Raw genomic sequence first — 14,179 nt, 5'->3', positions numbered from 1 at the left:
GTTCCCTCGGCGTGCCCGCGCGAGATATCCGGTGACCATGAACACCACCGACTTTCCGCTGCGATTCGCCCGCACCCGTCGCTTCTCGCTGGGTGTCCCCCGGCAGTTCACCGTGTCACCGGACGGCGAGCGCGTCCTGTTCGTACGGTCCGTGTCCGGCGTGGATCCGCGCAGCCCGTTGTGGCTGTACGAGAACGGCGAGGAGCGGATCCTCGCCGGCCCCTCGGCCGCCGTCGGCGACGAGTCCGTCTCCGACGCGGAACGGATACGGCGCGAACGGGCCCGCGAGACCTCGGTGGGGGTGGTGGGGTACGCCACCGACCGGGAGGCGCGCGTCGTGGCGTACGCGCTGGGCGGCGCACTCTGGCTCGTACGGACGGACGGGGGCGCTCCGTGGCGGATCCGCACCGAGGGCCCGGTCGTCGATCCGCGCCCCTCGCCGGACGGCGCCCATGTCGCCTATGTCAGTGGCGGGGCGCTGCGCGTCGTACGGACCGACGGCACGGACGACCGGCCGCTCGCCGGGCCCGAGAGCCCCGACGTGACCTATGGGCTGGCCGATCACACCGCCGCGGAGTCCATCGGCAGGGCGCGCGGCTACTGGTGGTCGCCGGACGGGGACGCCCTGCTGGTGGCCCGGGTCGACACGTCGATGGTGCGCCGCTGGTACCTCGGCGACCCGTCCGATCCCGCGCGGGCGCCGCGCTCGGTGCCGTATCCGGCGGCGGGCACCGCCAACGCGCGGACCTCGCTGCGCGTTGTGACGCTCGACGGCCGGCACACCCCCGTACGGCTGCCGGAGCGCGCCCCCGAGGACGAAGCCCCGGCGGGTGTCTGGCGGGACCCGGCCTTCGAATACGTCGTCGGCGCCGGCTGGGAGAGTGCCGGTCCCGTGGTCGGCCTCCAGACCCGCGACCAGCGCACACTGTGGGTCCTGCGTGTCGACCCGGCCGACGGCGAGGTCGAGCGGCTCTTCCGGCGGACCGACGAGCACTGGGTGGAGTGGCTGCCGGGCGCTCCCGTGCACACCGCGTCGGGGACGGCGGTGCTGCCGTGTGTACGCGGCGACGCCTTTTCCCTGCGGATCGGTGACACCCTCGCTCCGGACGGGCTCCAGGTCCGCGAGGTGCTCGGCGCGGTGGGCGAGCGGGTCTTCTTCACCGCGAGCGAGGAGCCGACGGAGACCCATGTCTGGTCGTACGCCCCCGACACCGGGTTCGTCAGGCTGACGGACGAGCCGGGGGTGCACACCGCCTCGGCGGGCGGTGACACCGTCGTGCTCGACAGCAGGACCCCGGACGGGCACACGGTCACGGTGGTGCGCGGCGGCGCCCCGTCGGGCCGGATCGCGGTCCTCGCCGAACGGTCGCCCATCACCCCCAGGCCGGTCCATCTCGCCCTCGGCGAGCGGAAGTTGCGCAGCCGACTGCATCTGCCGTCCTGGTACACACCGGACGCGGGCAAGCTTCCCGTACTGCTCAGCCCGTACGCGGGCCCCGGTATGCAGGTGGTGACGAAGGGCGGCGGCTGGTACACCGCCGTGTGCCAGTGGTTCGCGGAGCACGGGTTCGCCGTACTGGCCACGGACGGGCGCGGCACCCCCGGGCGCGGCGTGGCGTGGCAGCGGGCCATCGTCGGGGACCGGCTGACGCCCGTCCTGACCGACCAGGTCGACGCGCTGCACGCGGCGGCCGAGCGGTACGACGCGCTGGACCTGGCGCGGGTGGGGATCCGGGGCTGGTCGTTCAGCGGATACCTGGCGGCGGCGGCCGTACTGCACCGTCCCGAGGTGTTCCACGCGGCGGTCGCCGGCGCGGCGGCGAGCGACCGGCGGCTGTACGACACGTACTGGGAGGAGCGCTATCTCGGCCATCCGGACATCCAGCCGGAGAACTACGACCGCTGTTCGCTGATCCCGTACGCGGACCGGCTGACCCGGCCGCTGATGCTCGTCCACGGGCTCGCCGACGACAATGTGTTCCCCGCCCATACGCTGCGGCTCTCCGCCGCGCTGCTCGCCGCGGGCCGGCCACATACCGTGCTGCCGCTGCCGGGGGCCGGGCATCTCGTCACCCGGGTGGGGCAGGCGGACACTCTTCTGGGCCACGAACTCGGCTTTCTCAGGAAGTCTCTCGGCATCTGAACATCGCGGCGGGTATAGCCGTACCTACCGCTGAGCGGCCGACCGGCCGACGCGGAGCCCATCAGGGATCGGAGCTCGGTATGACGGGAACGCAGGGGACCGCACGGATCGTCACACGCCGGACCGTGGTCGCGGCGGCGGGCGCGACGGGGCTGGCCGCGGCGCTGGTCGCGTGCGGCGGCTCGGACGCTCCGGCGGAGTCGGGGGCGGGGTCGGAGTCGGAGTCGGGGTCCGCTGCCGGGTCCACCACACCCGACGACAGCGCGGGCGGCGGCGCGGGCCCGGCCGACGCCCTCGCGAAGACCAGCGAGATCCCGGAGGGCGGCGGGATGGTCTTCGCCGACCAGGGCGTGGTGGTCACCCAGCCGACGGCGGGCGAGTTCAAGGCGTTCTCCTCGAAGTGCACCCACGCGGGCTGCGCCGTGAAGGACATCTCGGACGGGATCATCCACTGTCCCTGTCACGGCAGCCAGTTCAGCGCGGCGGACGGCAGTGTGAAGGCCGGACCCGCGACGCAGCCGCTGCCGGCGACACCGATCAAGGTCACCGGGGACTCGATCACGCTCGCATGACCTGACGCGTGTCCGGGCACCCGTGCCACACATGCCCGTGCCACACATGCCCGCGCACCGGATGCCCGCGCACCGGATGCCCGTGCCCCGGGCGTTCGTGCCCCGGGCGTCCGTGGCCCGGACGCTCGTATCCATGACCGGCGGTCGGCGGGCTTCACTTTTCGTCGGCAGAAGGTGAAGCCTCCGGCCGCCCCACCCCGCCCTGTTCCGTCCTCGGTCAGCCGCTGACCACCTGGTTCGCGGCCCCGGCCGCTTCCCGCAGCGCCTCGACCGCGGCCCGGATCGACGGACGGCGGTCCGCGTCCGTCCGCCACACGGCGTAGACATGCCGGCGCATCCGCTGCCGTACGGGCACGACCGCCACGCCCTCCGGCACGGCGCCGCGTCCCAGCCGGGGCGCGACACACACCCCGAGTCCCTCCGCGATCAGCGCGAGCTGGGTGTGGTACTCCCCCGCGAGATGCGCGATCCGCGGCTCGAACCCCTTCGAGCGCAGCGTGAACATCAGCCACTCGTAGCAGAATTCGCCTTCCGGCCAGGAGACCCAGGGGTCGTCCGCGAACTCCTCCAGGTCCACTTCCGACCGGTCCGCGAGCGGATGGTCCGCGGGCATGGCCACATCGGGGACGTCGTCGAGCAGATGCGCCGTCGCCAGGCCGCCCGGCACCGGCAGCCGCTTGTTGCTCCAGTCCAGCACCACGGCGAGATCGAGATCGCCCCTGACGACCCCGCGGATCCCGGCCTCCGGCTCCAGCTCCCGCGACCGGACCCGCAGCTCCGGATGGCCCTCGCGCAGCGCGCGGATCGCCAGCGGGAAGAGCCCGCGTGCGGCCGTCGGGAAGGCCGAGATCCGCACTTCCCCGACCACCCGGCCGCGCTGTGCCTCGATGTCCGACTGGGCGACCTCGACCTGGGAGAGGATCCGCGCGGCGTGGTCGGCGAGCAGCCGCCCGGCGTCGGTGAGCCGTACGCCGCGCCCGTTCCTGGCCAGCAGCTGCTGACCCACCTCACGCTCCAGTTTGGCCATCTGCTGGGAGACGGCGGAGGTGGTGACATGCAGTCCCTCGGCGGCGCCGCTCACCGAGCCGTGGCGGGCCAGGGCATCCAGCGTACGCAGGCGCTCCAGATTCAACATGTAAGCGATACTAATCAGAATGGTGGATATAATCTCGCTTGTTCTACGAGATGGTCCACGCCTGGCTGTCCGTATGAGCACCGCCACGCCGCCCCGTCCCGGGCCGGACCCCGCCTCCCCGTCCCCTCGATTCCGGCCACGTCCGCCGCCGTCGCTCCGGCGCTTCCGGGCACCGGCCGCACCTTTCCCGCCTTTCCCGCCGTGGACTGGCGCATCCGGTTCGCGGTGCTCGCGCTCATCTGGGGCTTCAGCTTTCTGCTCATCAAGGTGGGCACGCATGGCTTCGCCCCCTTCCAGGTCACCTTCGGCCGGCTGTTCTTCGGCACGGCGATCCGGCGTGACCACCGTGCCGGCATGAAAATGCGCGAGCTTGAGCGCAAGTACAACGTCTCGTGGAGGACGGTCAAGAAGGCCGTGGACTCCGTCTGGCCGGAGCCCCGGAAGAAACTGCCGCCCCGGCCAACTGCGCTGGATCCGTACAAGACGGTGATCGACGAGATGCTGCGGACGGACCTCGACGCGCCGCGCAAACAGCGGCACACGATCACACGGATCTTCCACCGGCTCGTCGAGGAGCACGGCGCCGATGTGTCCCACCAGATGGTCCGGCGCTACGTCTCCGACCGGAAGCCGGAGATTCTCGCGGCCTCGGGCAAAGCCCCCGTTGAAGCCTTCGTGCCGCAGACCCACCTGCCCGGTCACGAGGCGGAGGTCCACTTCGGTGACGTGACCGTGCGTCTGGCCGGGCTCGACGACGGTCAGCCGCAGCCGAGGCACCCCGTCCCTGCCCATGAGAGCACCGTACGACCGCCAACCCGGCACGCCCAGCCCACGTTTCGGGCCGACCGGCCCGAAACGTCAAGTCGCCGATCTGCGAAAAATGCCTTCGGGTCAGGTCCGCTTACGGCTCGCGATCTCGTCAGAGAGCTGCTGCACGTGGGCGGGGTCCGCGTCCCGGGCAAGGGCGACGTAGTGGTCCATGACGGCCGGTCGGTAGCGCACGGGCAACGTCTGTCCTGGGGCGAGTCGGGTGAGCTCGGTGATCGTGAGGCCTTCGTCTGCGATACCGCGGAACGAGCGGCCGCCAGCGGTCTCCACGTCGAACATCAGGACCACGCGTGGATTGCTGTTGACCTCTCGCCAGTCGACGAGAACGCCGAGCGCAAGCGCCCCCGTACGCAGTTCCGCATTGCGCTTCCGTGCATCACTGCTCATGAGCGGGTTCGGGGCGACGCCAGGGAAGTCGGGCCCGACGCCGAGCGATTCCCGACTCAGGTCGGGCCTGTGCTGCGCCGTCAGATCGTTGAACTGGCCCAAACCGAACAGACCGTTGAGCTTCTTCTTCCAACCGAACATCCTGGCCCCTCCCTCACACCGGTGCCGGAATCTCGGCCTGGCGCTTCGCCCTCACTACGATTGTAGGTCGCGGCCATTCCCGACCTCCGTCGCATCGCTCCGTCCCGATGGGGTCGCCGTCTGCGACATCCCCCACGGCAACCACCTGAGAACCCCTCACCTGCCGTTCGGTTCGGCGTCCACAGGACGCCGAACCGAACGGCAACCCCGATCACCCTCCACTCTCATACGTCATGACCTGCGGAAAGAGGATGTGACACAGGCTCTCACCGAGCGCGAGGAGAAGAACAGCGTCGCGATCGCCTCCAACGAGTCGTTCCGAGGGTGGACGAAGACCTTCACCGATCCCCGTCTCCGCGCCGCGATCGTCGACCGTCTCACCTTCAACGGCACGATCATCGAGACCGGCACCGACTCCTACCGCCTGGCCACCACCCGCGCGCGGGCCGAACAACCGGCCGTCGCAGGCTGACCTCCATAGTCAGCTCAGCGGCCCGTCGTCCGCAGGGACGACGGGCCCGGTCAGTCACCGAGGGCTCACACTCTTGGACCAGACTCGCTGAATCGTTCGATAATCGATCACGGCTATGTCCTCCTGTTGGAGAACCTCACGGGCCTGCGGCGATGTCAGGAACTCGTAGTCCGTCCGGCGCACGGGCCAGCCACCGTCGACGGCCTGCGACTCCTTGTCCCCCAGACTGGGATGCACCGCCCATTCATTGAGCCCGGCAGGCAGGTCGCACAGCATCTGAGCGTATCGGGCCGCCTTGCCTTCAATGTCGAGGGAGAAGCTGTCCAGAAAGTCGTTGTCAGTGACCGGCAGTCCGCGTCTCCGCATCGCCTGGCGCCCGGGTTCGAGCCAGACCCGGACCGCGAGGCCGTACTCCGCCGCCAGCACCACGGTCAGGTCGAGGATGTCGTCGCGGCCGCCATCAGCCAGGCAATGGAAGTCCAGATGGGTCGGCGTGAGCCCAGCGTCGGCGACGGCATCGATCTGGGCGCGGAACTCAAGTTCGATCTCATCGAGCCGAGCCTGGGCGAGCAAGGCCGCCCGGCCGACAGGCGTGGGCGAGAACAGTTCGCCTGCAGGGTCCAGCAGGGAGGGAACTCGTTCTTTGGCGATCAGCGGCCCCCACGGGATGTGGGGCATCTCGCATACCAGAGTGAGGTGGATGCCGAACGGGATCTGCGGCCGTCGGCCGAGCAGTTCCATGGCCTGCGGGGCTCCAGGACACGGGACCATCAGGCTGCACGAACTGGCGATGCCTTCTTCGACCGACTCGATCACCGCGGCGTTGATCGCTGGGTACATCCCGAAGTCATCGCAGTTGACGATCAGCAGCCGTGCATCAGGCGGATACCCCAGTAACTCACTCGACTGGTCTGACGATACGACGGCCGTGGGAACGCTGACTTCATCCATGCCCGCAGTGTGAGACTTGGCCCGGACCTCCGCACGGCAATGTGACGCCGCGGAGCGGCAGCGCCGTCATTTCTCGTGAACATCTACGAGCGTGCTGATCACCAACTGCTGCCGCAACCAGTGAACAAACGCTGGTGCTGAACGTGAACGAAGCCAGGTCTGGATGTCACGGGTACGGCGATGGCGCTGCTCGCCTCGCTCAGCTATCCGGTCGGCTGGATCTACGTACGCCGGACCCTGGCGGCGAGAGCAGCTCCCATCTCGCCCTGACCGGCGCGCAGCTCTTCCTCGCCACGCTGCAACTCGCACTGGTGACCCCGCTGTTCACCACCATGCCGACCTCGTTCCCGGCGGGTCCGCTGCTCGCCGTGCTCGTGCTCGGCGCGCTGGGCACCGGTCTGGCGATCCTGCTCCAGTGCGGAGTGGTCGCCGAGGTGGGCCCGACGACGGGCCAGATGGTCACGTACGTCATCCCGGTCATCGCCACGGCGGGCGGGGGCACGCTCCTCGGCCAACAGCTGAGCTGGAACACCCCCGTCGGCGCCCTGGTCGTCCTGGCCGGGGCCGCGCTCACGCAGAGCAGGCCCAGGAAGCGGCCCGCGCCTCAGCCGTAGCCGCACACGCCCCCACCGAGCCGCGGCCACGGACGGACTCGCCCCCGCGCCGCGTCCCAGCCGTGGCCGTATGCGTCCCGGTGCGCGCCTCAGCCGTAGCTGCGCGCGGGCGCCGGGCCGGCCGCCGATGCCACCGCGTCGGCGACCGGCCCGATGTCGTCACCGGTCATCTCCGACACCGTCAGCCGTACGCCGGGCGGTGTGGCCATCCGGAAGCGCGCTCCCGGCGCGACCGCCCAGCCCGCGTGCAGCAGCCGCGCCACCGCCCCGGTCTCGTCGGCCAACGGCACCCAGACATTCATGCCGCTGCGTCCGTACGCCTCGACGCCCCGCTCCGCCAGGGCCCGTACGAGCGCGTCGCGCCGCTCGCCGTACGACCGCGCCACGGCCGGCACGTCCACGGCGCCCGAGGACCACAGCTCCACGACGGTGCGCTGGAGCAGCCGGCTGACCCAGCCGGGGCCGAGCCGCTGACGCCCCGCCACCCGGTCCACGGTCAGGGCGTCCCCGGTGAGTACCGCGATCCGCAGATCCGGTCCGTACGCCTTCGCCGTGGAGCGTACGAACACCCAGCTGCTCGTGGCCCCGGCGAGCGGGTGCAGTGGCAGATCGACCATGCCATGGCCGTGGTCGTCCTCAATGAGCAGCACCTCGGGACGGTCGGCGAGCAGGGCGCGCAGTTCCCTGGCGCGGGCCGCGCCCACCGAGGCGCCGGTGGGATTCTGCGCGCGGTCGGTGACGACGACCGCGCGGACGCCGGCCCGCAGCGCCCGCGCCAGCCCGGCGGGGAGCGGCCCCTGGTCGTCGACGCCCATCGGTTCGGGCCGCAGCCCGAGCGCGGGCACCAGATCCAGCAGCCCGCCCCAGCCCGGGTCCTCGACGGCGACCGCGTCACCCGGGCGCAGATGGGCCGCCAGTACGCGTTCGATCGCGTCCAGCGCTCCGGAGGTCACGGCGAGCGGTCCGGCCGGCACCCCGTCGGCGTCGAAGCCCGCGCGGGCGAGCCGCGCGAACTCCGGGTCGACGGGCGCCTGTCCGTAGAGCCCCGGATGTTCCGCGTGGTGCCGCGCGGCGGCGGCGAGGGCGTCGTGCAGCGGGGGCAGCAGCGCCGGATCGGGGTTGCCCTCCGACACATCGCGTACGCCGGGGGGCGCGTCGACCCGGATCGAGCCGCGCGCCGTACTGGCGGGGCGGGCACGCACCCTGCTCCCCCGGCGTCCCGCCGTCTCGATCACCCCGCGCTCCCGCAGGCTGCGGTAGGCGGCGGCGACCGTGTTCGGATTGACGCCCAGCTCCGTCGCCAACTCCCGCATCGGCGGGAGGAGTTGGCCCGGGGCCAGCTCTCCGGAACCCACCGCGCGCTCCACGTCGGCGGAGATTTCCGCCGCGCGCCGACCCGAAATCCGATACTCTCCTAGCACAAAGAAGATTATGCACTAGTGCAACGGAGAACGCAATGCCGGAGAGCACCGCCGCCTACCAGCCCACACCACGCACCATCCCCACCCGTTCTCGGGAGCGGGCGGCCTACGACCGCGAGCTCGTGCACGGGATACTCGACGAGGCGTACGTCTGCCACCTCGGCTTCGTCCGCGACGGCGCTCCGGTCGTCCTGCCGACGCTCTACGCCCGGGTGGACGAGCGGCTGTACGTCCACGGCTCGACCGGTTCGCGTCCGCTGCGCATGACGGCGGCCGGCGGCGGTACGGAGCGTGCGGACGGCGAGAACGGGGCCGATCCCGGCCTCGCCGTCTGTCTGACCGTGACCCATGTCGACGGTCTGGTACTGGCGCGCTCCGCCTTCCACCACTCGATCAACTACCGCTCCGTCGTGGTCCACGGCGTCGCCCGTCAGGTCACCGACCCCGGGGAACGGCGCACCGCGCTCGACGCGATCGTCGACCATGTCGTACCGGGCCGCTCCCGCGACTCGCGCCCGGCCAACGCCCGTGAGCTGGCCGCGACCGCCGTGATCCGGCTCGATCTCGACGAGGTCTCCGCCAAGGTCCGCACGGGCGGCCCCAACGACGATCCCGAGGACCTGACGCTGCCGCACTGGGCCGGGGTCGTGCCGCTCGCACGCGGGTACGGCGCGCCCGTCCCGTCCGACGATCTCGACCCGGCCATCGCGCTCCCCGACTATCTCTCCGTGCCCTGAAACGCACGCACGGACGACACCACGGACGGCACCGCGCACCGGACCACGCGCCGGCCACGAACGCGGCGGCGCACGGGCACCACGCGGAGTGCGGGCGGCGGCGTCAGACGACCGCCGCCGCCCGGCGCCGTACCGCCGCGAGCCGGGCCTCGGCCACCGCGAGACCGGTCACCGCCGCGAGCAGCAGGACCGTACCCAGCAGGGTCGCGACGGTCAGCCGTTCGCCGAGCAGTGCGACCGCGATCACTGCCGCGCTCACCGGTTCGAGCAGCATGATCACCGAGACGGTCGCGGCCCGCACCACCGCCGCCCCGGCGAAGTAGAGGGCGTAGGCGAGCGCGGTCGGCACGGCCGCGACGTACACCAGCAGCCAGACCACCCGGGCCGGTTCCACGGTGTGCGGCAGCAGTCCCTCACCCCAGGCGACCGGCAGCAGCAGGACGGCACCGATGGCGAACGCCCAGGCGGTGGTGGCCATCGAGTCGCCACCGCCGCCCTCGCGCCCCAGCCACCGGGTGAGCAGGGTGATCCCCGCGTACCCGGCGGCGGACAGGATCGCGAGCGCCACACCGGCGGGGCGTACGGAGCCGCCCTCACCGCCGAGCACCAGCACTCCGAGCCCGGCGAGGGCGCCCGTCACCGCGACCAGACCGCCGGTGCCCAGCCGCTCGCCCATGGTGACGCGGGCGCCGAGCGCGATGAGGACGGGACCGGCGCCGAGCGTGACGACCGTACCGACCGCGAGACCGGTCGCCTCCACGGCCGCGAAGTAGGCGCTCTGGAAGACGGTGAGGCCGATACCGGTACCGAGGATCCGGAGCAGCCGCCGCCGACGCGGTTCCGCGGGCGCGGGCTCCCGGCGCCGCCGCAGCGCGAGCGCGCCGAGCAGCAGGACGAGACCTCCCAGGCAGCGCCAGAAGGAGAGCGCGAGGGGGCCGAGGTCGCTGACCCGGTAGACCAGCGAGGCGGCGGCGCCCGCGGTCCCCCAGGCGACCCCGGCGACGATCAGGAAGAACAGACTCCGTCCGACGGGCAGGCCGGAAGGAGCGGAGGAAACAGAAGAGGACACGTGACGTCTCCGTGTGAAGAGCGGGATGGTGTGGGTCGCTCAGCTCCGACACGCGGGCAGCGACGAACCGCTCGGGACAGGCCGCCGGTACGGCGTGCCCTGTCCGAGCCCGGTCTTCGTCAGCGGATGGCCGCCCGCGTTACGACGCGGGAGGCGGAAGAACGGTCAAGTGCATGATCGGCACCCTACGTCGTGGTGTGTCCGGTGGACAACCGCGCCGGGTCGCCCGTCCCCGTACCGCTCGCCATCGGCCCGGAAGGCGCCTTCGGCGTCGACGACTGGGCGATGAACGCGCCGATCAGCACCACGACGCCGCCGATGATCTGCGGCGCGGAGAGATGCTCCCGCAGCAGCACCCAGGCCAGTACGGTCGCGACGACCGCCTCCAGGCACGCCACCACGCCCGCCACCTGCGGCGAGAGCCGGCGTACGGAGATCACTCCGGTCACGTACGCGAGCACCGTGGCGATCAGCACGATCCAGCCGAGCAGCAGGGCCGCGGCCACGCTCGATCCGCCCATGTCCGCGCTCCCGCTGAGCAGCGACCAGTCCATGCCCCAGGGCCGGGCGACCACCGTCAGCACGACGGCCCCGACGAGCAGTCCGTACGCGATCACGCCCAGCGGATCGGCCGCGTTCTCCCCGTCGGCGCCCTGGTCGGAGAGGACGAAGTAGCCGACCTGACAGCAGGCGGCGGCGAGCGCGAGAAGTACGCCCACCGGGTCGAACCCCAGCCCGGCCCAGACCTCGACCACACAGGCGAGTCCGCCCACAGCGAGAACGACCCCGACCGCGGCGGCGCGGGTCACGGGCCGCCGCTGGACGAACCGCACCCAGAGGAGGACGAGCGCGGGGGCCAGATACTCGATGAGCAGCGCGACCCCGACGGGGATACGGGAGATCGCGGCGAAGTAGCAGGCCTGTACGCCCGCGACGGCCAGCAGGCCGAATCCGGCGAGCAGCACGGGCCGTTGCCGTACCAGCGCCCGATGGCGCCAGGCCACCGGAAGCATGACCAGGGCGGCGCCGGTGACCCGTAGCCACACGACATGGAGCGGGTCGAGCCCCGCCTCGATCAGCGGCTTGGCCGCCACGCCCGAACCGCCGAACGCGAACGCCGACGCCAGGGCAAGGCCCAGGCCGACGCTCCTCCCCTGAGACATGCGCATGACGTCATCATGACAGCCGACGTCAGGAGCGTCACCTTCATGACACCTGTCGAGACAGACGAGGTCCGCCGGGACGGCATGACGCGACGGGCCGAATCGCCCGTGGTCAGACCGACCGTGACGTACCGGACAGTCGGCCGGACAGCGACCGCGCGTCCACTCCGGCCCGTTCGAGGACGTCGACCGCGCGGCACTCCCGGTCGGCGGAGAGCGCGGCGAGCAGATCGAGTCCGCCGGCCCGTGGCTCACCACGCCGCTCGGCGCGTTCCAGCGCGCCCGCCATGGCGGTGACGGCCGGGGGCGACCAGCCCGTCACCGGACGGCCCGGTATCACGGGCACGGCCCCGGAGTCCTCCACGGTTCCCTGCCAGCGCAGCCCGTAGCCGATGCTCCGCTGGACGAGATAGCCCAGCACCCGCGCCAGTTGGCGGCCACCGCCGAACACAGCCCGTACCTCGGGGTCCGTCTCCAGCAGTGAGTGCAGCAGATGGGCGGTGTCGATCTGCCGGTCACCGTCGCGGTGCGCCCTTCTGCGCGCGCCCGAGACGACGGACGCCAGCTCCGGGGTCAGCCGGGCCTCGACATCGGCGCGTGCGGACGCGGTATCGGGTCGGTTCGGTGCGGACTGTTCCGGCACCCCCGGAGATGGGCTCTGCACCCTCTCACCCCATCAGTCCCAGGGTCCCGGAACATCCCCGCCGGGGAGCATTTCCGCGTCCCACCGGAGTTGGGCACCTCCGGACCGGTCGTCCTCCTTGCGAATGAGATCGCCCCCCTCATCTCCCCCGGGGAAGCGCGCCGCCTTGCTTCCGCGCGACGGACAGGGACACGGGCGCGCGACGGACAGGGGCACGGCGGGCGGGGAATCGCCGGGCGGAGACGCGACTGACGGAGACGCGGCGGGCGGAGACGCGACTGACGGAGACGCGGCGGGCGGGAACACGAAGAGGCCCCGCGGCGCCTCGGGTACAGGCATGGCCGCGGGGCCTCCGCTACGCACCGAAGCGCGCTCAGTCCTCATCGGCGAGGATCAGATAGAGCTTCTTGCGCGATTCGGTGATGACCGCCAGAGCCTTCTGGCGCTGCTCGGGCGTACCGGTCTTCCAGACCTGCCCGAACGCCTCCATCAGCCCGAAGCCGGCCTGACGGATCTCGTTCATCGTGTCCCAGTCGATGCCCCGGCCGGCCTCTTCCCACGGAGCCTCGGGCCCCGATTCGGCTTCCGCGCGCCCGGTCTCGGTGAGCGTGAACAGCTTCTTGCCGCCCTCGCTCTGGCTGGTGATCAGCCCCTCGTCCTCCAGCAGCTGGAGCGTCGGGTACACCGAGCCGGGGCTGGGGCGCCAGGCCCCGCCGCTGCGCTCGCCGATCTCCTGGATCATCTCGTAACCGTGCATGGGCCGGTCCTTCAGCAGGGCCAGGATCGACGCGCGCACATCACCGCGCCGCGCCCGCCCCCTGCCACCGCCGCGCCCGCGGCCACCGCCGAAGGGCCCCCCGAAGCCGGGCCCGAACGGCCCGAAGGCCCCGCGCCGCCCCTCGAAGTCACCGCGGCCCGGCTGGCCGGGTCCGCAGCCGCCGGGCCCCGGACCGTGTCCGCGCCCGTGCTCGTGTCCATGGTCATGTCCATGTGAACGCATCGCTCTCACTCCTTGCATCGTTGATCTGTCGCGATGCGTCAACGATATATCGGAACAGGTCGCTCGGCAAGCAGGAAGCTTCTCAGTTTCTTGTCCCGTCTCTGTCGATCTGGTCGCTGCCGATCCGGTCTCTGTCGATCCGGTCTGTGTCTCAGGTGACCTGGTTCGCCTGCGGCGGCCGCGCGGTGCGGGTCGGTGTGACAGGGCCGCGTCTCAGCCGGCGGTGGTCGGCGGTTCCGCGATGCCGATGAAGTTCCCGGCCATGGGCCGGATGCGGACCGACCACCCCTGAGCTGTGAGGTCGTCCGTGAGCGTCCGGCCATCGTGGAACACCTTCACGATGCGGTACTGGCTGCCGTCGTCGAGTCGGCGAAGCGCGGTCGGGGTCGGCTGGTCCGCGAGGACTTCCTCGTAGGCGGCTGCGGCGGGGCCGTCGTCGATGAAGATCGCTCTGCCGCCCGGCGCGAGCGCGGTGGCGACGGTGTTCCAGAAGCCGGCCAACCGTGTCGGCGGGACATGGGAGAGCCAGAAGGCGAAGAACACGGTGTCGTAGCGTCGTGGTGGCTGCCAGTCGAACAGGTCCGCCTCGACGAACTGGACGGTGGGGGATGCGGTGCGCGCACGGGCGAGGGCCAGCACTTCGGGTGACGCGTCGACAGCCGTCACGGACTGCGCCCGCGCGGCGAGCCTCGGCGTCCATTGGCCCGTTCCGCAGGCCAGTTCCAGCACATCGCCGGCAATCGGGAGGTCGTCGACGGCGGCCAGTAATTTCTGGAGGTCTTCGCACTCCGCGTAGGGCCGGTCGTACTCGGCCGCACCGGCCTTGTAGTAGGCCATTTGCTCTGCCAGGAGAGCGTCGTCGTTCATGCGGGTTCCTCTCGTCCGGGTTCGGTCGGAGCCACG

The 14,179-nt window shown here is 71.5% G+C and carries 12 protein-coding genes and 2 pseudogenes; 6 read left to right on the top strand and 8 right to left on the bottom strand.

The features are described from left to right. Window positions 1-37: 37 nt before the first annotated feature. Together ACIOGX_RS35290 and ACIOGX_RS35285 are read left to right on the top strand one after the other, a co-directional pair. Window positions 38-2,143, top strand: a complete 2,106-nt coding sequence (locus ACIOGX_RS35290) for a prolyl oligopeptidase family serine peptidase (protein WP_401918799.1) — start codon at window positions 38-40, stop codon at window positions 2,141-2,143. Window positions 2,144-2,223: 80 nt separating this feature from the next. Next, window positions 2,224-2,715: a Rieske (2Fe-2S) protein gene (locus ACIOGX_RS35285; RefSeq protein ID WP_356518221.1), complete on the top strand. Its 492-nt coding sequence runs from the start codon at window positions 2,224-2,226 to the stop codon at window positions 2,713-2,715. A 217-nt stretch (window positions 2,716-2,932) separates the two neighbouring features. Here ACIOGX_RS35285 and ACIOGX_RS35280 read toward each other — a convergent pair whose 3' ends face one another. Then, the gene (locus tag ACIOGX_RS35280; protein ID WP_401918797.1) at window positions 2,933-3,850 is read right to left on the bottom strand and encodes a LysR family transcriptional regulator; all 918 of its coding nucleotides are present in this window, start codon (window positions 3,848-3,850) and stop codon (window positions 2,933-2,935) included. Between the two features lie 201 nt (window positions 3,851-4,051). On the opposite strand from ACIOGX_RS35280, the gene ACIOGX_RS35275 reads away from it, so the two are divergent. Together ACIOGX_RS35275 and ACIOGX_RS35270 are read left to right on the top strand one after the other, a co-directional pair. Next, a complete protein-coding gene (locus ACIOGX_RS35275; protein ID WP_401918795.1) occupies window positions 4,052-5,272 on the top strand; it encodes a hypothetical protein in 1,221 nt (406 codons plus the stop codon). 193 nt (window positions 5,273-5,465) lie between these two features. After that, window positions 5,466-5,678 (top strand): annotated as a pseudogene (locus ACIOGX_RS35270) (ATP-binding protein); the annotation flags it as partial. 54 nt (window positions 5,679-5,732) lie between these two features. Here the strand turns inward: ACIOGX_RS35270 and ACIOGX_RS35265 are convergent. Next, the gene (locus ACIOGX_RS35265) at window positions 5,733-6,629 is read right to left on the bottom strand and encodes a polysaccharide deacetylase family protein (protein WP_401918793.1); all 897 of its coding nucleotides are present in this window, start codon (window positions 6,627-6,629) and stop codon (window positions 5,733-5,735) included. Window positions 6,630-6,785: 156 nt separating this feature from the next. Here ACIOGX_RS35265 and ACIOGX_RS35260 point away from each other — a divergent pair. Continuing rightward, window positions 6,786-7,243 (top strand): annotated as a pseudogene (locus ACIOGX_RS35260) (EamA family transporter); the annotation flags it as partial. Between the two features lie 89 nt (window positions 7,244-7,332). Here ACIOGX_RS35260 and ACIOGX_RS35255 read toward each other — a convergent pair. Continuing rightward, on the bottom strand, window positions 7,333-8,664 hold the full coding sequence (locus tag ACIOGX_RS35255; protein WP_401918791.1) for an aminotransferase class I/II-fold pyridoxal phosphate-dependent enzyme: 1,332 nt from the start codon (window positions 8,662-8,664) through the stop codon (window positions 7,333-7,335). Between the two features lie 35 nt (window positions 8,665-8,699). On the opposite strand from ACIOGX_RS35255, the gene ACIOGX_RS35250 reads away from it, so the two are divergent. Continuing rightward, the gene (locus tag ACIOGX_RS35250) at window positions 8,700-9,401 is read left to right on the top strand and encodes a pyridoxamine 5'-phosphate oxidase family protein (RefSeq protein WP_401918789.1); all 702 of its coding nucleotides are present in this window, start codon (window positions 8,700-8,702) and stop codon (window positions 9,399-9,401) included. A 103-nt stretch (window positions 9,402-9,504) separates the two neighbouring features. Here the strand turns inward: ACIOGX_RS35250 and ACIOGX_RS35245 are convergent, their stop codons facing one another. The 5 genes from ACIOGX_RS35245 to ACIOGX_RS35225 form a co-directional block, all read right to left on the bottom strand. Next, window positions 9,505-10,470 carry a DMT family transporter gene (locus ACIOGX_RS35245; protein ID WP_384770839.1) on the bottom strand — a complete coding sequence of 322 codons (966 nt, stop codon included), beginning with the start codon at window positions 10,468-10,470 and terminating at the stop codon, window positions 9,505-9,507. Window positions 10,471-10,655: 185 nt separating this feature from the next. After that, window positions 10,656-11,639, bottom strand: coding sequence for an EamA family transporter (locus ACIOGX_RS35240; protein ID WP_401918787.1), 984 nt, complete (start codon window positions 11,637-11,639; stop codon window positions 10,656-10,658). 106 nt (window positions 11,640-11,745) lie between these two features. Then, window positions 11,746-12,297 (bottom strand): Clp protease N-terminal domain-containing protein, encoded by a 552-nt coding sequence (locus tag ACIOGX_RS35235; RefSeq protein WP_401762574.1) that lies wholly within the window; start codon window positions 12,295-12,297, stop codon window positions 11,746-11,748. A gap of 352 nt (window positions 12,298-12,649) precedes the next feature. Next, window positions 12,650-13,276, bottom strand: a complete 627-nt coding sequence (locus tag ACIOGX_RS35230; RefSeq protein ID WP_383973681.1) for a PadR family transcriptional regulator — start codon at window positions 13,274-13,276, stop codon at window positions 12,650-12,652. A 213-nt stretch (window positions 13,277-13,489) separates the two neighbouring features. Then, window positions 13,490-14,143: a class I SAM-dependent methyltransferase gene (locus ACIOGX_RS35225; protein ID WP_401918785.1), complete on the bottom strand. Its 654-nt coding sequence runs from the start codon at window positions 14,141-14,143 to the stop codon at window positions 13,490-13,492. Window positions 14,144-14,179: the final 36 nt, after the last annotated feature.

Origin of the sequence: Streptomyces sp. NPDC088147 (assembly GCF_044741565.1) — a bacterium.
Taxonomy (GTDB): Bacteria; Actinomycetota; Actinomycetes; order Streptomycetales; family Streptomycetaceae; genus Streptomyces.
This window is presented reverse-complemented; position numbering and strand designations above follow the sequence as displayed.

Coding starts and splice junctions, on each gene's coding strand:
- ACIOGX_RS35290 (WP_401918799.1), top strand. CDS start 38: ATGAACACCACCGACTTTCCGCTGCGATTCGCCCGCACCCGTCGCTTC.
- ACIOGX_RS35285 (WP_356518221.1), top strand. CDS start 2,224: ATGACGGGAACGCAGGGGACCGCACGGATCGTCACACGCCGGACCGTG.
- ACIOGX_RS35280 (WP_401918797.1), bottom strand. CDS start 3,850: ATGTTGAATCTGGAGCGCCTGCGTACGCTGGATGCCCTGGCCCGCCAC.
- ACIOGX_RS35265 (WP_401918793.1), bottom strand. CDS start 6,629: ATGGATGAAGTCAGCGTTCCCACGGCCGTCGTATCGTCAGACCAGTCG.
- ACIOGX_RS35250 (WP_401918789.1), top strand. CDS start 8,700: ATGCCGGAGAGCACCGCCGCCTACCAGCCCACACCACGCACCATCCCC.
- ACIOGX_RS35240 (WP_401918787.1), bottom strand. CDS start 11,639: ATGCGCATGTCTCAGGGGAGGAGCGTCGGCCTGGGCCTTGCCCTGGCG.
- ACIOGX_RS35230 (WP_383973681.1), bottom strand. CDS start 13,276: ATGCGTTCACATGGACATGACCATGGACACGAGCACGGGCGCGGACAC.
- ACIOGX_RS35225 (WP_401918785.1), bottom strand. CDS start 14,143: ATGAACGACGACGCTCTCCTGGCAGAGCAAATGGCCTACTACAAGGCC.